20 protein-coding genes, 3 tRNA genes and 1 other RNA gene are annotated in these 23,236 nt (G+C 41.8%); 16 read left to right on the top strand and 8 right to left on the bottom strand.

What is annotated here, in order from left to right; genetic code table 11:
* Both ABWK04_05800 and bioF read left to right on the top strand, forming a co-directional pair.
* Positions 1 to 363, top strand: coding sequence for a CZB domain-containing protein (locus ABWK04_05800; protein ID MEZ0361392.1), 363 nt, complete (start codon positions 1 to 3; stop codon positions 361 to 363).
* Positions 344 to 1,465: an 8-amino-7-oxononanoate synthase gene (gene bioF, locus ABWK04_05795; GenBank protein MEZ0361391.1), complete on the top strand. Its 1,122-nt coding sequence runs from the start codon at positions 344 to 346 to the stop codon at positions 1,463 to 1,465. The genes ABWK04_05800 and bioF overlap by 20 nt, the downstream gene beginning before the upstream one ends.
* On the opposite strand, the gene ABWK04_05790 is transcribed toward bioF, so the two are convergent.
* Positions 1,462 to 4,284 (bottom strand): AAA family ATPase, encoded by a 2,823-nt coding sequence (locus ABWK04_05790; GenBank protein ID MEZ0361390.1) that lies wholly within the window; start codon positions 4,282 to 4,284, stop codon positions 1,462 to 1,464. The two genes, bioF and ABWK04_05790, sit on opposite strands and share 4 nt — an antisense overlap.
* Positions 4,285 to 4,360: 76 nt before the next feature.
* On the opposite strand from ABWK04_05790, the gene rgy reads away from it, so the two are divergent.
* Genes rgy through dxs form a run of 3 tightly spaced genes read left to right on the top strand, consistent with a single transcriptional unit; the run spans position 4,361 to position 10,112 of the window.
* A complete protein-coding gene (gene rgy, locus ABWK04_05785) occupies positions 4,361 to 7,801 on the top strand; it encodes a reverse gyrase (protein MEZ0361389.1) in 3,441 nt (1,146 codons plus the stop codon).
* Positions 7,798 to 8,199 (top strand): hypothetical protein, encoded by a 402-nt coding sequence (locus tag ABWK04_05780; GenBank protein MEZ0361388.1) that lies wholly within the window; start codon positions 7,798 to 7,800, stop codon positions 8,197 to 8,199. Before rgy ends, ABWK04_05780 begins: the two co-directional genes overlap by 4 nt.
* 20 nt (positions 8,200 to 8,219) lie before the next feature.
* On the top strand, positions 8,220 to 10,112 hold the full coding sequence (gene dxs / locus ABWK04_05775) for a 1-deoxy-D-xylulose-5-phosphate synthase (protein MEZ0361387.1): 1,893 nt from the start codon (positions 8,220 to 8,222) through the stop codon (positions 10,110 to 10,112).
* On the opposite strand, the gene ABWK04_05770 is transcribed toward dxs, so the two are convergent.
* The gene (locus ABWK04_05770; protein MEZ0361386.1) at positions 10,092 to 11,060 is read right to left on the bottom strand and encodes a GDP-mannose 4,6-dehydratase; all 969 of its coding nucleotides are present in this window, start codon (positions 11,058 to 11,060) and stop codon (positions 10,092 to 10,094) included. The genes dxs and ABWK04_05770 overlap by 21 nt on opposite strands.
* 15 nt (positions 11,061 to 11,075) lie before the next feature.
* Here ABWK04_05770 and ABWK04_05765 point away from each other — a divergent pair, with 15 nt between their 5' ends.
* Entirely contained in the window at positions 11,076 to 13,559 is a 2,484-nt protein-coding gene (locus tag ABWK04_05765) for a cation-transporting P-type ATPase (protein ID MEZ0361385.1), read from the top strand.
* Between the two features lies 1 nt (position 13,560).
* Here the strand turns inward: ABWK04_05765 and ABWK04_05760 are convergent, their stop codons facing one another.
* The 3 genes from ABWK04_05760 to ssrA all read right to left on the bottom strand — a co-directional run bounded on the left by ABWK04_05760 (position 13,561) and on the right by ssrA (position 15,862).
* The gene (locus ABWK04_05760; GenBank protein MEZ0361384.1) at positions 13,561 to 14,916 is read right to left on the bottom strand and encodes a transposase; all 1,356 of its coding nucleotides are present in this window, start codon (positions 14,914 to 14,916) and stop codon (positions 13,561 to 13,563) included.
* A gap of 47 nt (positions 14,917 to 14,963) precedes the next feature.
* Entirely contained in the window at positions 14,964 to 15,371 is a 408-nt protein-coding gene (locus tag ABWK04_05755) for a bacteriohemerythrin (GenBank protein ID MEZ0361383.1), read from the bottom strand.
* Positions 15,372 to 15,517: 146 nt separating this feature from the next.
* Positions 15,518 to 15,862: a transfer-messenger RNA gene (gene ssrA, locus ABWK04_05750) on the bottom strand.
* 124 nt (positions 15,863 to 15,986) lie between these two features.
* On the opposite strand from ssrA, the gene ABWK04_05745 reads away from it, so the two are divergent.
* From ABWK04_05745 to ABWK04_05700, 10 genes are all read left to right on the top strand, one after another.
* Positions 15,987 to 16,059, top strand: a tRNA-Thr gene (locus ABWK04_05745).
* Between the two features lie 10 nt (positions 16,060 to 16,069).
* Positions 16,070 to 16,153, top strand: a tRNA-Tyr gene (locus tag ABWK04_05740).
* A gap of 2 nt (positions 16,154 to 16,155) precedes the next feature.
* Positions 16,156 to 16,227 (top strand) — tRNA-Gly (locus ABWK04_05735).
* A gap of 29 nt (positions 16,228 to 16,256) precedes the next feature.
* The gene (locus tag ABWK04_05730; protein MEZ0361382.1) at positions 16,257 to 16,940 is read left to right on the top strand and encodes a succinate dehydrogenase/fumarate reductase iron-sulfur subunit; all 684 of its coding nucleotides are present in this window, start codon (positions 16,257 to 16,259) and stop codon (positions 16,938 to 16,940) included.
* 94 nt (positions 16,941 to 17,034) lie between these two features.
* Positions 17,035 to 18,333, top strand: coding sequence for a substrate-binding domain-containing protein (locus tag ABWK04_05725; GenBank protein MEZ0361381.1), 1,299 nt, complete (start codon positions 17,035 to 17,037; stop codon positions 18,331 to 18,333).
* 22 nt (positions 18,334 to 18,355) lie between these two features.
* Positions 18,356 to 18,559, top strand: coding sequence for a TOBE domain-containing protein (locus tag ABWK04_05720; protein ID MEZ0361380.1), 204 nt, complete (start codon positions 18,356 to 18,358; stop codon positions 18,557 to 18,559).
* A gap of 21 nt (positions 18,560 to 18,580) precedes the next feature.
* Positions 18,581 to 19,342: a molybdate ABC transporter substrate-binding protein gene (gene modA / locus ABWK04_05715; GenBank protein MEZ0361379.1), complete on the top strand. Its 762-nt coding sequence runs from the start codon at positions 18,581 to 18,583 to the stop codon at positions 19,340 to 19,342.
* Complete coding sequence (locus ABWK04_05710; GenBank protein MEZ0361378.1) at positions 19,339 to 19,737, top strand: molybdenum-pterin-binding protein; 399 nt, start codon at positions 19,339 to 19,341, stop codon at positions 19,735 to 19,737. Before modA ends, ABWK04_05710 begins: the two co-directional genes overlap by 4 nt.
* On the top strand, positions 19,730 to 20,401 hold the full coding sequence (gene modB / locus ABWK04_05705; GenBank protein MEZ0361377.1) for a molybdate ABC transporter permease subunit: 672 nt from the start codon (positions 19,730 to 19,732) through the stop codon (positions 20,399 to 20,401). The genes ABWK04_05710 and modB overlap by 8 nt, the downstream gene beginning before the upstream one ends.
* Positions 20,398 to 21,288, top strand: a complete 891-nt coding sequence (locus ABWK04_05700) for an ATP-binding cassette domain-containing protein (GenBank protein MEZ0361376.1) — start codon at positions 20,398 to 20,400, stop codon at positions 21,286 to 21,288. The genes modB and ABWK04_05700 overlap by 4 nt, the downstream gene beginning before the upstream one ends.
* On the opposite strand, the gene ABWK04_05695 is transcribed toward ABWK04_05700, so the two are convergent.
* From ABWK04_05695 to ABWK04_05685, 3 genes are all read right to left on the bottom strand, one after another.
* Entirely contained in the window at positions 21,264 to 21,917 is a 654-nt protein-coding gene (locus ABWK04_05695) for a septal ring lytic transglycosylase RlpA family protein (GenBank protein MEZ0361375.1), read from the bottom strand. The genes ABWK04_05700 and ABWK04_05695 overlap by 25 nt on opposite strands.
* The gene (locus ABWK04_05690) at positions 21,914 to 22,804 is read right to left on the bottom strand and encodes a bile acid:sodium symporter family protein (GenBank protein ID MEZ0361374.1); all 891 of its coding nucleotides are present in this window, start codon (positions 22,802 to 22,804) and stop codon (positions 21,914 to 21,916) included. Before ABWK04_05690 ends, ABWK04_05695 begins: the two co-directional genes overlap by 4 nt.
* A 3-nt stretch (positions 22,805 to 22,807) precedes the next feature.
* Positions 22,808 to 23,236 (bottom strand): GMP synthase (glutamine-hydrolyzing) (locus ABWK04_05685; GenBank protein MEZ0361373.1); only part of this gene is annotated, 429 nt, incomplete at its 5' end.

The raw sequence follows: 23,236 nt of genomic DNA, 5'->3' as shown, positions 1-23,236 counted from the left end.
ATGGATATAAGGCTTTATATAAGTCAGCATGAGCTTTATCCAAAAAAGCTAAAGCTGGCAATTAAAAATAAACGCCCTTTTGCCCACAAGGAATGCTGCAGAGACACAAAGACAAACTGCTGTGCTTTTGGTGAAAGGTTTTATACAGAAATCATGCCAAGGCTTGAAGGGTTTCCAGAAGAAATAAGGCAAATAGTTCTTCAAATTGAGGACAAGCACTGCCAGTTTCACGAAATAGGCAAGAAGATAGACATTCAAAACCCAGACATGGAGCTGGTAAAAAAGATGGAAGACATTACTTTTGAGGTACATAAATTGCTCTTGAGACTTGAAAAAAAGCTCAATGGATTGGCTCAGGACTGAGCTGGAGCTTTTAAAAGAGCAAAGCCTATACAGGAAAAGGCTCATAAGGGAGGGTCTTATAGACTTTTGCTCTAATGACTACCTTGGACTTAAGGAACATCCAGAGGTGGTGGAAGAAGTCATTAGGGTTTTAAAAGAGTATGGACTTGGCTCTGGAGCCTCTCAGCTCGTTTCTGGCTACACAAAAGAACACAAGGCTTTGGAGGAAAAGCTTTCAGAATTCAAAAAAGTCCCTAACTGTGTGCTTTTTGGCTCGGGCTATTTGGCAAACCTTGGCACCATACAAGCCCTTACAAGCGATAAAGACTTAATTTTGAGCGATGAGCTAAACCATGCCAGCATAATAGATGCCTGCAGGCTTTCCAAGGCAAAGGTGTTAATTTTCAAGCACAGAGACTATAGCCACCTTGAAGAGCTGTTAAAGGCTCACAGAAAGGACTATAGGAGATGTCTTATTGTCAGCGATACGGTCTTTAGTATGGACGGGGATGTGGCAGACATTAAAGTGCTAAAAAAACTGGCAAAGGAATATGATTGCATGCTGTATCTTGATGAGGCACATGCAACTGGCGTGCTGGGAAAAGGCGGAAGAGGTGGGCTTGAAGCCTTTAATGAAAACTGGGAAGAGTTTATGGTTATCATGGGCACGCTTTCAAAGGCTCTTGGCTCTTATGGTGCTTTTGTATGCGGTTCTGAACTTTTCTGTGAGTATCTCGTAAATAAAGCGAGAAGTTTGATATTTTCCACATCTTTACCTCCCTGTGTGTGTGCTGGAGCGAGAAAGGCAATTGAGATAATCCAAAAAGAACCGGAAAGAGTAAGCAAGCTGAAAGAGGTTTCTGAATACATATTTAAAAAACTAAAAGATCTGGACTTTGAGGTACTTTATCACCACACACCAATAATCCCTCTGATGATTTATGATGAGAGAAAAGCTATACATATAAGAGATAGTCTTTTTGAAAAAGGTATGTTTCTCCAAGCTATAAGATATCCTACTGTCCCTTTAGGGAAGGCGAGGCTTAGACTTACGGGTAGTTTAAGATACCCAAAAGAAAGTCTGGATCTTCTCTTCTCATATATGAGGGATATAAGTTCCTAAGGTTTACTCAACGATCTGTCTGCTATGTCTTTTATGATCTCTCTCTCAAGTGGTGAACTCACTTTGGGAAGAATAGTTTCAAGTACAGCTCTTTTGGCATTACCATACCTGTCAAGTCTTCTTGCACACCTTATAGTATCCCTTATTGAAAAAACAAACTCCACAGGTTCTTCGGATTTCTGCATCTGGTAGGATCTGTATGCACTCCTTATAGCGTTGGCTATACTCAAAAGTTCAAAAATCATTAACAGTTTCCTCTCCCTTTGAGGAGTTAAAACCTTTTGTCCCAATTCGGTCTTAACGGAGTTTATTACATAATACCAAAGGTAAGTAAATTCCTCATAGGAGATGTCTTGCAGTTCCTCCACATGATCCTTAAGTATAATAGCCTCGTCAGGATAGTAAAAACCCCCTTCACCTTCAAAAGGTGGATAATCCACGTACATTATGTCAGATCTTGACTTAATGTCTTGCGGAAGTTCGGAAACTCCCAAATAGTTTTGTGGGTTCATGCCACCTACAAGTATCACATCGTGTCTTGCTTTTACAACCTCACCGGAAGACAGCACCATGTACCTTCTGTAGTCAAATAAGGGGTTGAACATTTTCACTAAGGAGGCGGGAAGCGTGTTTATCTCATCAAAGTAGATGACAGCTCCGGGAGTCTGAAGCGCTTTTATAAGGTCCGAATATACCTTCTTTGTACCTCTTTTTGGATCAAACTCGTACATGAAGGTAATGTCTTCCCTCTCCATCTTTGAGTTGCACGGGATGATATAAAGAGGTCTTCCTGTAAGTGCGGAAAAGACTTCCACGAGAAAGTTCTTCCCTACACCCGCATCACCCTCAAGGATGAGGATACCTTCTTGATACTTGAGTTGCTCTTTAACCAAAGCGGTAAACTTCTCAAGATTCTGGACAAACCAAGGCGTTTCTTCATAAGATACAAAGAGGGGAAGTCTATACTCTTGATAAGAGAAAAGCCCACTCAGATGTCTCAAGTAAGATTTTACCCATTTGGGAGGGTGTTTGAGTTCTTCAGCTTTTAGTATATTTGAGTATCTTTTTGGTTCTCTCACTATTCCATCAGCTCTCTCAAAGCTCACCCTGACATACATTTGCCCGTCAATATTGTATTTTTCCTCAATTTGGAGTCGCCATGGAAGTCTCCTTTTTTCACCTGTGAACTTTCCTATACTTTCGCTACCGAATAAGATCCGCCCATCCTCAATCACTATTTTGTATCGTGAGAGCCTACTACTTAGTAACCTCTCTTGGATCATTTTCGTAAGCTGTTCTTGTGCTTGTAGTTGTAAATCCCTGGGAAGATTCAAAAAGAATCCTCTCGCCTCTTTCACCTCATCTATACTTTCTGCTGTTTTGAGATCCACAAGTTCCTGTTTGTTTAGCGCGTAGCTAACTTTCTCAAGTTTCTCCTTTAGCTTCCTTTCAAAATACGCAAGCAGATCACTTTTAAGGGCTTCCAGCTTTTGTCTTTCTTCACCTTCAGAGATTTTTATGTGTTCCTCAAGCTCTCTGAGATCACTTTCCTGCACTTCATCATTTAAAAGTTTTTCTTTTAATGATCTTATAAATAAGTTTGTCTTTGCCCTTTTTATATCACCATCGGCTTTACTTAGGATCTCCCTAACTTCCCTTATTGGTGCATCAAGGGAGAGAAGATCCGTATATTCTTTTAGATTCTCAATACCATCTTTGCTACCCAATGAAGAAAGTTTTCTGTATAGAACCTTGTATGCGCTTTCTACATTTTTGACTATCTGTCTGCGCCTTTCTTCTGTATAGTAAAAGTCTGGAAGATTGGAGGAGAGTTTGATGAGATAGTAAAACCTTTTTTCTGCAGTGTTTTCATAAGCACATGTGTATATGCTTCCGTCCGGACTTACTCTCACTACCGAATAGCCAAAGCCTTCAATTATTTTAATAGAGAGCGCTTCAAGATCAAAAATACCGAGTTTGTTTTCTTCCGCATCGGCTATAAACAAAAACCTTCCGTCCGGAGATATGTCCATCTGAGAAGGTTTTATAGGCAGTTCTGTGCTTGAGATCTCGTTTTGATTGACAAGATCGTAAATAGTGAGGCGGTTTTGGTATCCAAAGATTGCCCAATTCCCTCTTAAACACACGCACTTTTTTGCAGGATATGTCATGTTTTTCAAGAGATTCCCCGCTCTGTCGTAGATAGCTACCGCATCGCTACCCGAAAGGAGTAACTTTCCATCCTCAAGTATCTTTATGACCTCCAACTGTCCTATATGTGCATCTCTGTAACTAAAGGTGCCTGAAAAGTCTATAGTCTCAACGCTCATATCTCCTATAAGCTCTATGAAGTATATTCTTTCACCTACTGTGCCGAAAGCGAGGGTGCCTCTTTTTATATCAAGTCCTGCGGATGGTCTTATACCCTCTTGAGAGAACCTTATACTCTTCCATGTTTCCGGATGCCTCTTGTCATACATGTAGTAAATGATCAGATAGGGAGGTGTCAAAAGTGCGAGGTAGTTGCCTTTGAATACTATGTCAGTCACTACCTGCGCAGGTGGTCTTGCGGGAAGCCTGTGAAGCTTTCCTTTCCAGTCATAAAACTGAAGTATACCGTGTCTTCTACCTACAAGTAGCCAATAACCGTCCTCTGATACACCTATAGTTTCTATCCAAAACTCCTCTATGCGTGCGTCCGCATCCGTTTCCAGCTCCTGATCCCTCTGTATTACAAGATCTCTATCTCCAACTTTTACTCTTATAGCTTCTTCTGGCTTAGCCTTTCTGTTCTGAAAAAGTTTTTCAAAAAAACCCATTCTTTAAATAATAATAGAGATCGGCTACGCGCGGGTATGATACACATTAGGGCACTTTTGCTATAAGATAATAACCATGATAAAAAGTCTTTTGCTAAACCTGTGTCCTAACTGTGGAGGAGTAATAAGCGCGGATAGACTTCTTAAGGGCTTCCCGTGTGAGAGATGTATGCCAGATGAGAACATGCCGGTATGTGAGGCGCTAATCCAGGGTGAGTTAAAAAGGCTTTGCAGTATTGAGGATCGTATAAAAGAGTGGGAGAATTTTTTTGAGAGGCATATAAAGTCAAGACCGTGGAGTTTGCAATCTTCTTGGGCAAAGAGAGTATTCTTAGGAAGCTCCTTTGCGCTACTTGCCCCTACCGGCGTTGGAAAGACATCCTTTGGCATATCCTTAGCTTTCTACCTTGCCAAAAAAGGGGAGAAGTCTTACATAATACTTCCTACAAAGTTGCTCGTAAAGCAGGTGAGCGCACGACTGAAAAGTATGGGTGCGAAAGAAGAAGATCTTCTCACCTTTGGTGATGAGAATGAAAAGAAGAAGGAGGAAGGTAAAGAGAGGCTAAAGAAAGGGGACTTTCTCATACTCGTTTCTACATCTATGTTTCTCTACAAAAATTATCAACTGATACCAACAGGCATTCCATTCATATTTGTTGATGATGTAGATTCCTTTTTAAAGACAGCCAAAAACATAGATAAAGTTCTTTACCTGCTCGGATTTACGCAAGAGGATATAGAAAAAGCTATGAGCCTCATAAGGCTCAAGGAGAAGTTTAAGAAGACTCAAGAGGATTGGGATAGGATAAATAAGCTTTCCCGTGAGGTAAGGGAACTTTCGGAAAAGGTCAAGGGTGTTTTAGTGGTTTCTTCTGCCACCTCAAATCCTAAATCCAGCAGGATAAAACTTTTTAAAGAACTTCTCGGTTTTGAAGTAGGAACTCCCACCTTTTACTTGAGAAATATAGTAGATGCTTACGCTAAACCCGAAGAAATGTCTCTATCAGGATGGATCAAAAAGCTTGGCAAAGGAGGCTTGGTGTTTGTCTCTTCAGACAAAGGCAGGGAGGAAGTGGAAAGGATCATAGAAGATCTCGGGAAGCAGGGTATAAAAGCTATATCTTATGAAGATACGAATGAGAGAAATCTATCTGACTATGAGCGGGGAAAGATAGATGTGATCGTAGGTATAGCCTCTTACAGGAATCCGTTAGCGAGAGGTTTCGATATGCCTCATGTGGTAAGATACGCTATCTTTTATGGAGTTCCCAAGATGATCATATCTCTGCAGTTTGAAAAAAGTCTATCCCATTTGCTTTGGGCTTTATCCTCGGTGAGATCTCATGTAGCAAGGCATCTTAGCCAGCACGTAAAGAAGGTTGATAACTGGATAGCTCAGCTGAAGAGATACCAATACATAAGCGATGAATACATACAAGACAAAAGGGATCTCAAAGTGAAGATAGAAAAACTGAGGGAGGAAATAAGTAAATTTCTTATAAGCGAAGATGTCCTCCATATACTTGAGGCCTCCGAGGATATAGCCTTGCGATTCAAAGATGGAGATTACCAGATGGTGATTTCAGATGCTACAGGATACCTTCAGGCGAGCGGGAGGACATCCAGAATGTTTGCAGGAGGCATAACTAAAGGGCTTTGTCTCCTTATTGTTGATGATAAGAGAGCTTTTAACCATCTTAAGAAAAAAGTCAGGTGGTTTAGTGAAGACATAGATTTTGTTCCAGTATCTTCTTTGGATCTTGATAGTGTCCTTTCACAAATAGATAAGGATAGAAAAAAGGTTAAGGAATACTTGATGGCTGAAAAACCTCCTGAACTTCCGGACCTTTTAAAGCCCGTACTGATAATAGTTGAGTCACCAAACAAGGCAAAGACCATAGCCGGCTTTTTTGGAAAGGTTGTGAGAAGAAGGATAGGACAGCACGAGGTGCTTGAAACCTCCCTTGAAGACAGATACCTAATGATCACCTCTTCTTATGGGCATGTGCTTGACTTAAACAAGGAAGCCGGGTTTCACGGTGTTTATGTAAATTCCGAGATAGTACCCGTGTATGAAAGCATAGAGGGAAAGGAGGAGATCATAAAGAGTATAAGGAGGATGTCTCTTGAAGCCATGCAGGTGCTTGTGGCAACAGACCCAGACACAGAAGGGGAAAAGATAGGTTGGGACATTATGGAACTTCTCAAACCATACGTTAAAGACATAAGGAGAATGGAATTTCACGAAGTTACAAAAAAGGCTATCATTAAAGCCATAAAGGAACCGAGAGACTTCAATATAAATTTAGTAAAAGCACAGATAGTGCGCAGGGTAGCTGACAGATGGATAGGTTTTGAGTTTTCCCAGGTTCTGCAACAAGCTTTTGGTAAAAATTGGCTATCGGCGGGAAGGGTTCAAACTCCAGTGCTTGGTTGGATTATAGATAGGGAAAAGGAATACAGAAAGAGGATCTACAAGGTTTACGTGAGAATAGAAAAAGATGGTAAGACCTTTAAAACTGAGTTTAGCTTTGAAAGAAAAAAGGATGCTGAAGATTTCTATAACAGCTTAAGCGAGGTTGAGTTCCAGGTTATTAACTTCAAAGAGGAGTATAAAAATCCGCCACCTCCATACACCACAGACAGTCTTTTAAAGGATGCCAGTGACAGATATAAGTTTTCATTACCAAAAACTATGGAGCTTGCCCAGACACTTTTTGAGCTTGGATACATAACCTATCACAGGACGGACTCTACGAGAGTTTCCGACCACGGAATTAATATAGCCAAAGAGTATATAAAGGAGGAGTTGGGAGAAGATTACTTTCATCCAAGAAGCTGGGCAGAAGGTGGTGCGCACGAATGTATAAGACCTACAAAACCCCTGGATACGGAAGAGTTAAAATCCTTAGTACTAAGCGGGCAGGCAGAAGGTATAGGAAAAGAACATCTGATGCTTTATGATCTCATCTTCAAAAGGTTTATGGCAAGCCAGACGAGAGCTGTTAAAGTAAAGATCCTTGAAGTACTTTTAAAAGCTCAACACTTTGAACACATGCATACGCTCACAACGGAAATCCTTGAGGACGGTTGGAACAAATTCCTCTATTTGGAGGTGCATCCTCACTTAGAGGGATTAATAGATGTCAAAAACAAGAAGGAGCTAAAAGAACTTCCCAAAGCTTTCCTTTACACACACGGAGAGCTTGTTGGAGAAATGAAGAGAAAAGGTATAGGAAGACCCTCCACTTACGCAGCTATAGTAGAAAAGCTCCTTGAGAGAGGCTATATAATAGAAAGAAAAGGCTTTCTCATACCTACAAAGCTAGGTAAAGAAGCTTACGAATATCTCAGCCAGAAGGAAGTTATAAAGGACTTTCTATCTGAGGATTTCACTAGAGAGCTTGAAGATCTAATGGATTTAGTAGAGCAAGGAAGTGCGGATTATGAGAATATACTAAAGAATTTATACAGAAGTATAATGTTTTTAGAACCTGCTTTGGAGGTGGAAAGATGATCCTTCATCCTCTCTTTGCTTACACTACGATCCTTCTTGCGCTGGTCGTTTTTGCACTTTATATTCTCAGCCTTACCTTGCTTAAAAACACTCAAGCCTTTAGGTACGCTTTGATTTTGCATGGATTCCTTATCTTAGTCTCATTGATAGCTGTTCTTGCCGGTTTTTCCGTATCCAACGTACCACTCGTTCAGTCAAAAGCTCCAGGCATATGGCTTTTCCCGCACAAATGGAATGGTATTCTTCTCTTTATTTACTCATTACTTTCCTTCCTTTTCTTCTGGTTCAAAGGTGAAACTATAGGCAGGAAGGGCATATACCTTGGCGTGCTTGGTATCCTGATAGTCCTTTTACAGCTATTTACAGGATGGATGATAAGGCTTGTCTTTTTCTCTTGAAAGTCCTATATTCATAGCCTATGCTTGAAAGATACAGTATCCTAAAGGACTATTCGGGTCCTATAGATCTCAAATACATGTCTTATGAGGAGCTTACCTGTCTTTCAGAGGAGGTCAGAGACTATATTCTTGAAGTGACTGCAAAAAACGGCGGACATGTAGGTCCAGGTTTGGGAGTTGTAGAGCTTACCATAGCTCTTTTGAGGGTATTCAATCCACCCTCGGATGTTATAGTGTGGGACATCGGACATCAGGCTTACCCTTGGAAGATCCTTACCGATAGAAAGGATAAGTTCCCTACGCTTAGACAATACGGTGGTATATCGGGTTTTTTGAGGAGGGAAGAAAGCATATATGATGCTTTCGGTGCCGGACACAGCTCCACATCCATTTCTGCAGCTTTGGGCTTTAGAAAGGCTATGGATATACTCGGTCAGGAAGGATACGTAGTAGCTGTGATAGGTGACGGGGCGATGACTGCAGGCATGGCGTACGAAGCACTGAACAATGCTGGACATCTAAGACCTAACCGCTTTATAGTTATACTCAATGACAACGAGATGTCTATATCACCTAACGTAGGTGCCATATCCACGTACTTAAGCAAGATCTTGAGCGGTAGGTTCGTTCAAGAGACCAGACAGAGGGTGAAGCATCTGCTTGAGCATGTGAGTGGCGTCTCCAGAATAGCCAAACTTACCGAAGAATTCTTGAAAGGTCTCATATCTCCGGGTGTGATTTTTGAGGAACTTGGCTTTAACTATATAGGACCCGTTAATGGGCATGATCTTCAGGCTCTTGAGAAAACCCTTGAAAACATAAAGGGTATAGAAGGTCCTGTACTGTTTCACATATACACAAAGAAAGGGAAAGGCTACAGACCCGCTGAAAGCGATCCAGTAACTTGGCATGGAGTTGCCCCCTACAAAAGGGAGTCTGGAGAGTTTATAAAAAAGCCCTCACCCCCCACGTGGACATCAGTTTTTGGAAAAGCGGTGGTGGAACTTGCACAGATGTATCCGGAGCTTGTAGTAATAACCCCTGCTATGAAGGAAGGTTCAGGACTCGTGGAGTTTAGCCAGAAGTTTCCAGAAAGGTTCTTTGATGTGGGTATAGCTGAACAGCACGCGTGTACTTTTGCTGGAGGTCTCGCTGCGCAAGGACTCAAACCCATAGCCTCTTACTATTCTACTTTTTTGCAGAGAGCTTACGATCAGCTTATACACGATATAGCCCTTCAAAACCTCCACGTTGTATTTGCCATTGATAGGGGTGGATTGGTGGGTGACGACGGACCCACACATCATGGGGTTTTTGACCTTTCGTATCTTAGGTGCATTCCCAACATGGTAATATCCGCTCCTAAGGATGAACAGGAGCTTAGAGATCTTCTATACACAGCACTCAATTGGCATGGTCCCTTTGCGGTGAGGTATCCGAGAGGTCCTGCGTATGGCGCACCTACTCAAGGCTTCAGAGAATTGCCCGTAGGTAGTTGGGAGATCCTTACGGAAGGTGAGGATGCGGTCATATTGGCTGTGGGTTACACAGTGTATCAAGCCTTAAAGGCTCAAGAAGAACTTAGAAAAGAAGGAATAAGGGTCGGAGTTGTTAACGCGCGATTTGTCAAGCCCATGGATGAAAACATACTTAGCCAACTCTGTACTCGTTATCCTCTCTTGGTGACTGTTGAGGACAATGTGGTAATGGGAGGATTTGGATCTGGAGTCCTTGAATGGCTATCTAAAAGAGGGATCCTCAAAAAGGTTTTGATGATAGGAGTTCCGGACAGATTTGTAGATCACGGAAATCAGAATTTACTCAGGAACCTCATAGGTATAGATGCGGAAGGTATAGCAAAAAGAGTAAAGGAGTTTGTAAGATCTGCAAAATCAGAGCTTCACATCCTTTAGCCAATCCCAGTTAGCAAGTGTCCACTCCACCGTCCTTTTTATACCTTCTTCAAGGCTCACCTTGGGTCTCCAACCGAGAACTTTTTCCGCCTTTTCGATGTTTGCCCAAGTTGCTCTCATATCAGCTTTATGAAACTCTTTATACTCGATCAGAGCCTTCTTACCCGTGTATCTTTCCACAAGCTCAATAACGTAGGAAAGCTCGTGAGGTCTATTGTTTCCCAGATTGAATATCTCGTATCCCTCCGGATTGAGAGCCAGAAATGTGCCTTCGGCTATGTCATCCACGTAAGTGAAATCCCTGCTTTGTGTTCCATCACCAAAAACCTCTATGGGACTTCCCTCAAGTATCCACTTTATGAATCTAAACACGCTCATATCTGGTCTTCCCGCAGGTCCATAAACGGTAAAGTAACGAACTACAGACACATCAATACCATAAAGGTAGTGGTACGTGTATGCTATAACCTCTGCGGACTTTTTGGATGCTGCATAGGGAGATATGGGTGCATTTACTGGAAGATCCTCTCTGAAAGGCATAGGCTGTCCCGCATAGAGGGAAGAGGTGGAAGCGAGCAAGAACTTCTTTACACCAAAATTTTTACAAAGCTCAAGAAGATTGAGAGTTCCCATCGCGTTAGTACTCATATAAATAAAGGGATTCTCTATAGAGTACCTTACCCCAGCCCTTGCAGCCTCATTTATCACCGCATCAAATTTATACCTCAAAAATACCTCCCTTAATGAAGAAATGTCTTCTATATCAAGTTGGTAAAAGGTAAAATTCTTGTATTTTTTGAGCAAGCTCAACCTATACTCTTTTAGTTTCACATCGTAATAATCGTTTAGATTGTCTACACCAACTACTTGGATATCTCTATCAAGGAGCTTCTCAGACACTTTCCAACCTATAAAGCCTGCACAACCAGTAACCAAAATTCTTTGCATTATAATCATTTTAACATGCACCACATACCCCTTGAGCATGTTTTTCTTGAACTAAACACTGGTCCACAAGGTCTGAGTGAAGAGGAAGCAAAAAAGAGATACGAACTTTATGGACCCAACAGGTTTGCTGAAGGTGAAGAAAGCAAATGGAGAATACTCCTGAGACAATTCATCAATTCCTTCATAATCATCTTGATGATCGCTGGATTTGTGGCATTCTTCTTTGGGGACATGATAGATGCAGTAGTGGTCTATGCGCTTATACTTATCAACGGTTTTGTAGGTTTTTATCAAGAGCTTAAAGCTATAGCATCAATAAAGGCTCTAAAATCTATGAGTGAGCCAAAGGTTAGAGGGATAAGAGATGGTGAAGAAACGGAAATAGACATAAAAGACCTTGTTCCAGGTGATGTGGTTATACTCTCGGAAGGTGATATAGTACCTGCGGATGTGAGACTTGTAAAAGCTACTGGTGTTCTTGTTGACGAGACTCTTTTAACTGGTGAATCTTTACCAGTGGAAAAGGTTTCCGAGGCGGTACTTCCAGAAAATACACCGTTGCACCTAAGGTACAACTGTCTATACAAAGGAACTACTGTAATAAGAGGGAGGGGTGTTGGTGTAGTTTTTGCCACCGGTGAAAATACGGAGCTTGGTAAGATCGCCAAGAGAATGAAGGAAAAATCCCCGGAAAGTCCGCTCACGAAGGCTCTGGGAAGTTTTGGGAAAAAGTGGGTAGCCATACTTGTAATGATCCTCTCTTCACTTGTTTTAATCGGTATACTTCAGGGAAGAAAAATTCAAACCCTCATGTTCTTTGCTGTAGCTCAATTAGTTTCTGCGGTGCCGGAAGGACTTCCTATAGTGGTCACCATAGCCCTTGTAGTGGGAGCCATGAGGCTTTCAAGGGAAAAGGTGCTTGTCAAATACCTGCCTGCTGTAGAGACCTTGGGCAGTGCCACCTATATATGTTCTGACAAAACAGGCACCATTACAGAGGGTAGGCTAAGCGTGTATAGATACCACGCCTATGATAAAAAGAGGCTTCTTTTGGCTTCCGCTCTTTGCAACGATGCCACTGTCAATAAGGGAGACCCTCTTGAGGTGGCTCTTCTTGAATGGCTTGAAAGGGAGAGGGTAAATTGGGCTGTGTTGAGGGAAGCCTACAGGAGGGTTTGGGAGCATCCTTTTGATGCAAAGCTAAGGCTTATGGCTGTGGTGGTCTCGGATGGCAATAGTTTGGAGCTTTATGTAAAAGGTGCCTTTGAAAGCCTTGAAAAACTATGCAAGGAGCTTCATGAATCGGCTAAAGAGGTTCATGACAATTTAGCTGAGGAGGGTCTCCGTGTCATTGCCTTTGGGTATGCAAGGCTTGAAGAGGTACCAGGAGATATAGAGGAGGTGAAGGTTGAGCTTGTAGGCTTTGTAGGTTTTTTAGACCCTCCGAAGGAAGGAGTGAGGGAAGCGGTAGAGCAGGCGAGGTATGCAGGCATAAAGGTTATCATGATAACGGGCGACAACCTCCTTACCGCAAAGGCTGTGGCGAGGATGGTGGGTATATACCAAGAAGGGGATATAGCCATTGAGGGGAAAGACATAGAAAAGTACTCGGATCAAGAGCTTTATCAACTTCTAAAGCGCGTTTCTGTAGTGGCAAGGGCAACTCCGGAGGACAAATATAGAATTGTAAAGGTTTTACAATCAAAGGGCGAGGTGGTAGCTGTTACGGGTGATGGAGCCAACGATGCTCCAGCCTTAAGAGTGGCAGACCTTGGCATCGCAATGGGCTCAGGCTCTCAGTCTGCAAAAGAAGCCAGCAAGATGATTATATTGGATAACAACTTAGCCATAATAGTGAATGCCATTAGAAGAGGCAGGCTAATAGCAAAAAACATATCAAAGGTCATAAGGTATCTCTTATCCACCAATGCCTTTGAGATAATATACAACTCCTTAGCGATAATATCTGAACTGCCTTTACCCCTCTATGCTACTCAGATACTCTGGATAAACTTGGTGACCGACGGCGTTCAGGACAAAGCCTACCCCTTTACCAAATACGAAGGAAACCCCATGAAGGAAAAACCAAAGCATCCAGCACAGGTCTTTATCGGAAGAGAGCAGTTTATAAAGGTAGCTTACAACGGTCTTGTTATGGGCTTTTCTCATTACCTTATTTTTACATATCTTCTTAAGCTATATACCTATGAGGTAGCTCTCACAATTAGTTTCACCTCTGCGGTACTAAGCCAGTTGTCTGTAGGCATTCAAGAAATAGGAGAAAGACCCTTTCTTAAAAACCCCATTGAGTATATAAAACTAAACCCATACATATACTTAGGCATAAGCATAGGCATGTTGCTTCACCTTTTGGCTATTGGCTTTATACCCTATTACTTCCACGCTGTAAGGTTATCCATGGAGCATATACCTTATGTGTTTATAATTCCAACCCTCACCTTTTTTGCAATAGAGCTGAGAAAATGTCTATTTAGGTGAACTACTCCATGCTATAGAGCATGGAGCTTCCTGAGGAGTTTATCTCCTCAGAGGACCGCTCACATACGCCCCCTACTGCGTATGCGGTTTTAACCGCACTCCGCCATACTTTCACTCTTACTGGCACTGGTATATGAGAGAATTCTGGCTCAAAGCCCGCTTTCCTCATAATGTTTATAGCACCATTGACATCCGCATTTATCACTTTGCCCGTGCCTGAAAGATACAGTCCTCTTGACATTCTCTTTCCTGAAAAGATATGGTTTCCTCTCTCATGGTGTTTTGGTATGTAGTCTCTGCACAGGCTATCAGCCTGTGAGGTGTATGCCTCATCTACTTCCATATAAGTTATGCCATGCTTTTCACACTTGTGCCTTATGAGGTCTTTCAAATAGCCAAGAGGCAAAAACTTCATGTTCTGGTTATTAACTCTTCCAAGCTCTGGCTTATCATAAACAGATGAGCAGTCTCCTACCACCACAATGTCTATGCCTTCCTTCAGGCAAAAGTCCAGAATTGTTCTGGCTGTCTTGTGCATATAGTCTCTTATCTGGTTCTGTCTTTTCTCCGACAGAACCGCCAGCTGATTGCTGGACTTTATACCCTGTCTGGCATATATGCTTTTTAGTCTTGCAAGCTCCTTGTTAAACCACTGATTGACCGCCTTTATGTCTCTACCATCTATAATGAAAGATTTTCCATCTGAACTTATACAGGTAGCAAGGTTATCTATGCCTAAGTCTATTCCTAAGACTTTCTTGGGTTTATCTTTCTTTTGCTCTCTTTCTCTTACCCTATACACATAATGCACCTCAAACCATCTTCCTTTAGCCTCTGGCACTATCTTGACTTCTTTAAGGTCAAGCCCTAAAACCATCTTCGGAACTCTAATTTTTACCTCTCCAAAAAGCTCCTTTCCTTGCTTGCTTACTGGTATTGTCAGATATCCATCTCTTATAGAGAACATAACAATATGTAATGGATACAAACCATCTTTTGGTAGGTATTTGGGTATAGATGGTCTTGGCAAATTCTTTTCTTTAGCTTGCTTTAGGAGCGAGAAAAAGCTCTCAAAGTTGGCATGAGCTTTTTTGATTATTTGCTGTGCCATATTAGAGTTTAGGAGTTTATAGTTTTCTGATTCTTTCAATATATGATAGTTTTCTTCATATCTAAGGTAAGAGCCAAACTGAAAGTAGTGCTGTCTTATATTGTAGAGTGTTTGATTGTATAGGTTTTTGGATATTTTACACATAGAGTAGAGCGACTCATACTCTTTCCTGCTCAGATGGTTTAGCCTCTGCCTTATCACTCCAAACACAGTGCCTTGAATGTTGCCTTTTCCTTTTCCAGCCATTGCAGAAAATATATGCTATATTTATTAATCTATCAAGTTTTTATTTTTCAGATAAAGCCCTTTTCTTTAGCATATTCACCATACTTTTTATCCACCTTGCCTATATGTCCAACAAGCCAGCCCCAAGCCATAGCAAGAGCTTCTTTAAAGGCGTGTAGCTCACCTTCTTCTATGTGGTGGACCAAATCAAAGACCACCTTTCTGAAATTTTCGTGAGCTTTTTTGTGTCTTTCAAGTTCAGGATAGCCGATAGTTTCCATAAACTTTTCTTCACGGGTTAGATGATACTCAACATAATGCACAAGTTCATTTTCAAAATATTTTTTTGCTTCTTCCCTTTTGCCTTCTGCTATCAAGCTGTAAGTTTCGTTGAGCATGTCCACAAGCATTTGATGGTCTTTGTCCATTTCTGGCACACCAGTAAGCAAGTCTTCCGTAAGTTTGATAAGTTCCATTATAGAATCCCCCTAAGCGTTTAATAATATATTATAATGTAAAGCCTATATCTTATCAATAACTTCTTACCTTTATTGTGTTAAACCGTCCAACCCATAAGGTCTTTCGCACCTTTTCTAATCTATATACATTTGTTAAGTTAAGTTGGTGGAGGCGGGCGGAATCGAACCGCCGTCCGAGGATAGCCCGGCAAGAGAGCCTCTACAGGCTTAGCAGGTGTTTTCTACTAATCCCCGGCTGTCCACCTGCAAACCTCCGGAGACAGGCAGGGTAGCTTTTTCGGGAAGGGTTTACCCTGCGTTTATCCCTTCCCTACTCCTCTGTCTCTGAACCCATCCGGCAACCCAGAGGTCAAGCCACCGGTGAGCCGCTGCCCTTAGTTAGGCAGCGAGTGCAAGTTGAGCTTCGGGAAGTGTTTTCGTTGGCTGTTAAGGTTGCCAACCTGCCTGCTACTCTCTACCTGCTATCCCCGTCGAAGCCATTCGCCCCCTACAAGGGACCTTTCGGTCCCTCCGCACATATAAATATATGTACGAAGAGCTCCCTTTTCAACCTTGATAAGAGATTGATTGACTAAAGTCTCGTGTTGAAATATAATATTTTATTGCTTTTGAGCTGGCGTAGCTCAGTGGGTAGAGCGCGGGATTTGTAATCCCGCGGGCGTGGGTTCAAGTCCCACCGCCAGCTTAAGAGTCAAGGAGGGGTGGCCGAGCGGCCAAAGGCAGGGGACTGTAAATCCCCCGGGCTCCGCCCTACGCAGGTTCGAATCCTGCCCCCTCCATAGCGGGCGTAGCTCAGTGGTAGAGCAGCTGCCTTCCAAGCAGCAGGTCGCGGGTTCGAGTCCCGTCGCCCGCTTTTAAAAAAAAGGTATATATTTTTCTCCTATGATCTTGCGTTTGAGCATAAGAAGGGAAGATCCACAGAACGGTACTTGCACTTATCAGAGTTTTGAGATCCCATACGAAGAAGGTATGACCTTTTTAACCGCCTTACAGAGGATAAAGGAGTATCAGGACGAGACATTGACATTTAGGCATTTTTGTAGAGCGGGTATATGCGGTACATGTACCATATACATAAACGGATTTCCAAAGCTCGCCTGTAAAGAACAGGTATTACCATATGTACTTTTGGAGAGGGAGGTTATTTTGGAACCCCTCAAGGGCTTTAAGGTAATAAGGGATCTCGCCGTAGAAAACGAGAAGGTTATAAGGAGGATTAAGGAGATACACGGTTGGATAAAGGGAACAGCAGGTGAATGCAGAATACCGCCAGATATAAGTAAAAAATTAGAAAATGCCGCTGACTGTATATTATGTTTTGCATGTCAGTCATACTGCCCTCAAGTCCTGGAGGAAAGGTACGCAGGTCCACTTATCTTCGCAAAACTATACAGATTTCTTGAAGATCCGAGAGAGGTGAATAGAGAGGAAAGACTGATGCAAGCTATTGAGTATGGCAATCTTTATCACTGCCTTTCCTGTAATAAATGCAATCACGTATGTCCTAAGGAAGTTCAGCCTGCAACGCTCATAAGGGAGCTTATGACTTACAACAGGCATTTATAAACTTCAGTGACGCCAAAGCTTCAAAGAAGATACTATGAGGATAAGAATTAGCAATGACAAAATTCCCTCTTGAGAAATAAAACTGAGCAAAAGATTGCCACCTACAAAACTACCTAAAATTGAACCGAGTGTCATAACCACCATAAAGCTCTTATTTTCTTTAGAGAACTATAAAACTCCTATCCTTGCTGTATCTTACAAAGGCGAAAAACATTGTAGAAAGGCTAACGAGCAGAGAAAGACTACCCGCCATTTTAATAGAGGAAGGCTTTTTTCAAAAGGGTTTTTGATAACTCCATCAAAGGGGATCACCGCTGTTCTTGAAAGTATGCTTGAAGATACTATTGACAATATTTTAGCATTACTATACAATATATTAGACATGAAGAATAGAGTAAAAGAATACAGACTAAAAAGGGGACTCTCCCAGGAAGAACTTTCCAAACTGTGCGGTATTCCAAGAACCACCATAAGCGCTATAGAATCAGGAAAAGCTGTACCATCGGTAGATTACGCCATAAAGTTGTCAAAAGCTTTAGGCTGTAGTGTAGAGGAGCTTTTTGTAAGCGAAGAAATATCCTTTTTCCTTGAGGGCTTTAGGGAAGGACCCTTCATAAGCTCAAGGGTGGGACATAAGAAGGTGCTTTATTCTATTGATTCTAAAATTGCCACTTTTTTACCTCCCGACGGTATTTACCGAAACGGACAGATAAAATGGTTTGAAAGAAGACACATACCTACGTATATATTCGTAGGTTGTGACACTTCCCTACATATTATCTCTTACAAACTCATTGCAAAAAATATACGTTTCGTTCCTTTTTATGCTTCAAGCGAAAAGGCCTTAAAGCTTTTGAAAAAAGGATACGTACATTTGGCTGGTGTGCATTTGGGAACACTTGAAGAAAATCTCAGGAAAATAAAAGGATACTTAGGGGAAGGCTATACGGTTTTAAAAGTATTCTCCTGGGAAGAAGGGATCATGCTGAGAGAGGGGATCAGTAAAACCTTCAAGGAGCTTAACAAGAGAGAGATCCTTTGGCTTGTTAGGGAAAGAGGCACAGGCTCAAGAAAAGTCTTTGAAGAGTTAAGTGCTGAGCTTGGATCTGTCAATTACAGAGAAATAACTGGTGGACACAGAGAGCTTGCCTTTAGTTTAAAAAATGGTTTTGGTGATGCGGGGGTGGGTACTAAGTTTTTTGCTTATGAATACGGTCTTGGCTTTTTGAGTGTGAAGAAGGAAGATTACTGTATATGCTACAGGCAAGAGCTTGAGGAAGATGAAGGTTTTTCTGTTATACTTACAGGCTTGATGGAACGGTCTTACAGAGAGTTCCTCAAGAGTCTGCCGGGTTATTACGTTAACTCGGCTCTTGAAAAGTTTGTTGTGTAAAAACTCTGCAGGAGGTTTTAAAATGGAAGTCAGTGCACGCAACAAGCTCAAAGGCACAGTTAAAAGAGTCTTGCTGGGTCAGGTAATGGCAGAGGTAGTGCTGGACATAGGTGGTCAAGATGTGGTCGCAATTATCACAAAAGAGTCAGCCCAAAGACTGAATATCAAAGAAGGTGATACCGCTTACGCAGTGTTCAAATCAACAGATGTGATGATAGGCAAATAACAACACCAAGGAGGTGCTATTATGTTAAAAGCTTTACTCTTTATACTGCTTTTTACTTTCGGCTTTTCTAAAGCTGAACTCATAAGGGTATATGCTGCCGCAGACCTTCAGTACGCTCTTAAAGAGATAGCCCAACTTTATGAGGAAGAAAATCCTCAAGACAAGGTAGAGCTTATCTTTGGATCTTCAGGAAAGGGAACAGCTCAAATAAAATCAGGCGCACCATATCACATCTTTTTCTCTGCGGATATGAAATATGTAGAGGAGTTATACAAAGAAGGTTACGTAGTTACAGAGCCAAAACCTTACGCTATAGGTAGGCTCGTAGTTTGGGTAAGAAAGGACTCAGGACTCGTTCCCTCTGAGTTCCCTCAGGTGCTTTTAGATCCTAAGGTAAGAAAAATAGCCATAGCAAACTGGGAACATGCTCCTTATGGAAGAGCAGCTAAGCAAGTGCTTGAAAACTACGGAGTATTTGAAAAGGTGAAAAATAAACTTGTTTTAGGCGAAAATGTCTCCCAAACGGCAAGTTTTGTGTACTCTGGTGCAGCGGATGTGGGTTTTATACCTCTTTCCCTTGCAGTTTCTTCAAATATGAGAGAGGTGGGAACTTACTGGCTTATACCCGCAGACAAACACGATGCTCTTATGCAAGGCTACGGTATAACAAAGGTGGGCGCTTCTTCCCAAGCTGTGAGGAGATTTTACAACTTTATAGGGACTCCTAAGGTAAGACAGATATTTATAAAGTACGGTTTTGTACTTCCCGGTGAGAAGCGATGAATCTAATCAGGGGAAAGATTAAAAGTATACGTTCAACTAACGGAGTATCTGAAGTGGAGGTACAAACGAGTATAGGTATACTTTATTCTGTTGTGCTTGAAAGCCCTGGGGATGCGGAATTCGTAAGGGAAAATTCCGAAGTGGAATGTATCTTTAAGGAAGCGAGTGTCGTAGTTCTAAGGGAAGCTACCCCTTGTATTAACACATTCAAAGGTCTCGTAAAAAGCATAGATAAGGGATTTCTCCTTTCGTTGCTTACCGTAGATTGCGAAGGTGTTTTTGTAAAGGCAATGCTTCTGAAAAGGCAATTGGATCTTTTGAAGATCTCAGAAGGTGATACGGTGCATGTATTTTTACCACCTATGCAGATAGCTCTGGAGGTCATTCATGAGTGAGCTGGATCTTTCCCCTTTTTGGCTAACTCTAAAGCTCGCTTTTTGGACAACCTTCATGTTACTCATTTTATGCATACCTCTGAGTTACTATCTTGCCTACACTAAGCACAAGATAAATACCATTTTGGAGGCTGTTATTACACTACCTTTGGTTCTCCCTCCCACAGTTCTGGGTTTTTACCTGCTTCTACTTTTTAACAAGCAGGGATTTTTTGGCTCTTTATGGTACAGGCTTTTTGACAGACAACTCGTCTTTCATTTTGAGGGTATAGTGATAGCATCGATCATTTATAGCTTGCCTATGATGGTGCATCCTCTCACCGCAGGTTTTAAGTCGGTTTCCAAAAACCTTGTAGAGGCAAGCTGGACCTTAGGTAAATCTAAGTTTGAAACCTTGCTTAGGGTGATCCTTCCCAATATGAAAGCTTCCATACTTACCGGCATAGTATTGTCTTTTGCCCATACAGTTGGAGAGTTTGGTGTGGTTCTCATGGTTGGTGGAAACATACAGGGAGAAACCAGAGTAGTCTCTATAGCTATATACGATGCTGTAGAATCCGTCAATTACCCTGCCGCTCACCTTTATGCCCTTGTGCTATTTTCCTTATCTTTTATCACGCTTTTGAGTCTTTATATCCTAAATAGGAGGTGGAGTCTCCTTTGATAAGGCTTGAAGTCAAAAAGAGGCTTCACGGCTCTCAGGGAGATTTTTACCTTGAAGTGAGCTTAGAAGTAAAAGATAAGGAGTTTGTAGTGGTTTTTGGTCCATCTGGAAGCGGAAAAACCATCCTTTTGAGGATGCTGGCTGGTCTTGAAACACCTCAAGAGGGTTATATAGAGGTGAACGGAGAGATCTGGTACGACTCAAAAAAGGGCATAAACCTACCTCCCCAAAAGAGGGAGGTGGGTTTCGTCTTTCAGGACTATTCGCTTTTTCCCAACATGAGCGTTTTTGAAAACGTCGCCTTTGGAATGAGAAGAAAAGATCCAGATAAGGTAATGGAACTTTTGAGGCTTGCCAAAATGGAGGAACTAAAAGACAGGAAACCCAATACCCTCTCAGGCGGTCAAAAGCAAAGGGTGGCACTTCTGAGAGCTTTAGCGAGAGAGCCAAAGGTACTGCTTTTGGATGAGCCTCTATCGGCTTTAGATCACGAAACCGCGCTCCTTCTTAGAGATGAAATAAAGAGCTTCCAAAGAAGATACGGCATACCTACCCTTATGGTATCTCACAATAAAGAGGAGGTGCTTAGGCTCGCAGATAAAGTAATAAGGCTTGTAAATGGTAAAATGCAAGCTTACGGTAAGCCTAAGGAAGTACTTTTCTCAAGAGTGTGGTCTCCCAAGTTCTCTTTTCAAGGTATCATTTTGGAAAAGCAGCGAATGGACTTTATATATCTTCTGAGTATAGCCGTAGGTTCAGAGATAGTACAAGTTGTGGTAGACCAGGACACAGCTAATAGCGTAAATGTTGGTGACACTGTTCTCGTTTCAGCTAAAGCCTTTATACCGGTAGTTCGCAAAGTTCATTCTCCGCACCTCAGTACATAAGCCACAACATGTTCTTCGCCTCTTTCCACTATACCAAGCTTTTTTGCAGCTTCGTAAGAGAGATCCAATACTCTCCCTTCTTTAAAGGGTCCTCTATCTATAACCTTCACAATCACTTCTTTGCCGTTTCTGGGATTTACCACACGCAGAAGTGTCCCGAGGGGTAAACTTTTATGGGCTGCATACATGCCATACATGTCGTAAGGTATGCCATAAGTGGATTCTCTGTTGTGATAAGGCTCAGCATAGTAACTCGCCACACCTTCTATCTTTGAAGGACAATCCTTTGTACCTTCCCTACCACACCTTTCTATATCAAGCCTTGCAGGGAAGGGAGCCTGACCCAATATATGGCTATATCTTTCCGGCACACATACACCTTCAGTATCTTTGTCGTACATCACAGCTAAGGTTATACTCTTATAATTTCTCACGTTAGTTATTTTTACTTTACTCCATGGTTGTATGAGTTTGCTTTTTGCCCTGTCTCCAGTGCAGTAGTAACCTTTAGTATAAATGTGGCTTGGACAATTAACCGTAAGTCTTTGGGAAGTTTGTATTTCTTTTCTTTCCCTTACAGTCACCGAACATCCACTTAAAAAGATCAGGAAAAGCAGAAAGATCCTCATAACCTCTTGTATAGGATTGTCAGAAGTATACCGTTTATATTCTGGAGTAGACTAAAGATAGCACCCGGAAGTGAAGCGAGTGGAGTGAAGTGTTTTAGAGCTAAAGCGACAGCCAATCCAGAGTTTTGCACACCTACTTCTATGGAGAGAGTTTTCGCCATTTTTACGTCAAGCCCGAGAAACCTTCCGATAATAAATCCAAGAAGAAAGCCAAGCGTGTTATGTAAAAAAACCGCAATAACAACCAATAGGGATACTTTTTTTAAGTTATCTAAGTTTAAAGAAAGCACAACCGCAACTATAAAGCCTATCACAAACACAGACACATAAGGCAGGAACTTCTCTACCCTCAGTAAAGAGGGAAAAACTCTCCTTATTGTAAAACCCAACACAACAGGCAAAATAACTATCTTCAAGACATCAGCCATAATACTAAAAAAGGGAACATATACATACTTACCAGCTAACATGTAGGTCCAAAAAGGTGTAAAGAGTGGAGCCAGAAAGGTTGAAAAAGTTGTGACACTTACTGAATAAAGGATGTCTCCCTTTGCTAAGTATGTTATGAGGTTAGAGGCTGTCCCACTTGGTACAGACCCTACAAGCACCATACCCACATAAAGATCTTTACTTATGTCCAAAAGGATGCATAAGAAGAATGCCAGAAGTGGCATCACACTATAGTGAAGCAAAGCACCGTACACAACCACTACAGGTCTTTTTAGTATACGCAAAAAGTCTTCTTGACTTAGGGTGAGTCCCATACTAAGCATGACAAAAACGAGAAGCGGTACGATCATATCCTTGAAACTCTTGAAAAATTCGCTAAATATTAGCCCTGCAGATGATACAAAAAGTAGAATGATGAGGCTTATGAGACTTTGCATAGCTCACTCCCACTCTATAGTGGCAGGAGGTTTTGAGGAAATGTCATACACAACTCTATTTATACCTTTTACCTCATTTATTATCCTTCTCATTACGTGATCAAGAAAGTCGTAGGGAAGTCTCGCCCAATCTGCAGTCATACCATCTACACTCTCAACAGCTCTCAATGCTATAACCCTTTCGTAAGTCCTCACGTCCCCCATCACTCCAACACTTTTTACTGGTAAAAGTACCGCAAAAGCTTGCCAAACCTTATCATAAAGTCCCCACCTTTTTAGTTCTTCTATAAATATAAAGTCAGCCTCCTTGAGTATGGTGAGATCTTCCTCCTTTACCTCTCCCAGTATTCTTATAGCAAGCCCTGGACCGGGGAAAGGATGTCTCCTTAGCATCTCTTGAGGTATTCCCAAGCTTTTTCCTATCTGTCTAAC

The sequence above is a fragment of the Hydrogenobacter sp. genome, from assembly GCA_041287335.1.
Lineage (GTDB): Bacteria > Aquificota > Aquificia > Aquificales > Aquificaceae > Hydrogenobacter.
The sequence above is the reverse complement of the archived record's forward strand: the minus strand, read 5'-3'. Positions and strand labels throughout refer to the sequence as shown.

Bases quoted from the DNA above. Each gene is read 5' to 3' on its own strand.
- modA (MEZ0361379.1), top strand. From the start codon at position 18,581: ATGTTAAAAGCTTTACTCTTTATACTGCTTTTTACTTTCGGCTTTTCT.
- ABWK04_05760 (MEZ0361384.1), bottom strand. From the start codon at position 14,916: ATGGCTGGAAAAGGAAAAGGCAACATTCAAGGCACTGTGTTTGGAGTG.
- modB (MEZ0361377.1), top strand. From the start codon at position 19,730: ATGAGTGAGCTGGATCTTTCCCCTTTTTGGCTAACTCTAAAGCTCGCT.
- ABWK04_05690 (MEZ0361374.1), bottom strand. From the start codon at position 22,804: ATGCAAAGTCTCATAAGCCTCATCATTCTACTTTTTGTATCATCTGCA.
- ABWK04_05765 (MEZ0361385.1), top strand. From the start codon at position 11,076: ATGCACCACATACCCCTTGAGCATGTTTTTCTTGAACTAAACACTGGT.
- ABWK04_05710 (MEZ0361378.1), top strand. From the start codon at position 19,339: ATGAATCTAATCAGGGGAAAGATTAAAAGTATACGTTCAACTAACGGA.
- ABWK04_05695 (MEZ0361375.1), bottom strand. From the start codon at position 21,917: ATGAGGATCTTTCTGCTTTTCCTGATCTTTTTAAGTGGATGTTCGGTG.
- bioF (MEZ0361391.1), top strand. From the start codon at position 344: ATGGATTGGCTCAGGACTGAGCTGGAGCTTTTAAAAGAGCAAAGCCTA.
- dxs (MEZ0361387.1), top strand. From the start codon at position 8,220: ATGCTTGAAAGATACAGTATCCTAAAGGACTATTCGGGTCCTATAGAT.
- ABWK04_05720 (MEZ0361380.1), top strand. From the start codon at position 18,356: ATGGAAGTCAGTGCACGCAACAAGCTCAAAGGCACAGTTAAAAGAGTC.
- ABWK04_05755 (MEZ0361383.1), bottom strand. From the start codon at position 15,371: ATGGAACTTATCAAACTTACGGAAGACTTGCTTACTGGTGTGCCAGAA.
- rgy (MEZ0361389.1), top strand. From the start codon at position 4,361: ATGATAAAAAGTCTTTTGCTAAACCTGTGTCCTAACTGTGGAGGAGTA.
- ABWK04_05780 (MEZ0361388.1), top strand. From the start codon at position 7,798: ATGATCCTTCATCCTCTCTTTGCTTACACTACGATCCTTCTTGCGCTG.
- ABWK04_05800 (MEZ0361392.1), top strand. From the start codon at position 1: ATGGATATAAGGCTTTATATAAGTCAGCATGAGCTTTATCCAAAAAAG.
- ABWK04_05770 (MEZ0361386.1), bottom strand. From the start codon at position 11,060: ATGCAAAGAATTTTGGTTACTGGTTGTGCAGGCTTTATAGGTTGGAAA.
- ABWK04_05730 (MEZ0361382.1), top strand. From the start codon at position 16,257: ATGATCTTGCGTTTGAGCATAAGAAGGGAAGATCCACAGAACGGTACT.
- ABWK04_05790 (MEZ0361390.1), bottom strand. From the start codon at position 4,284: ATGGGTTTTTTTGAAAAACTTTTTCAGAACAGAAAGGCTAAGCCAGAA.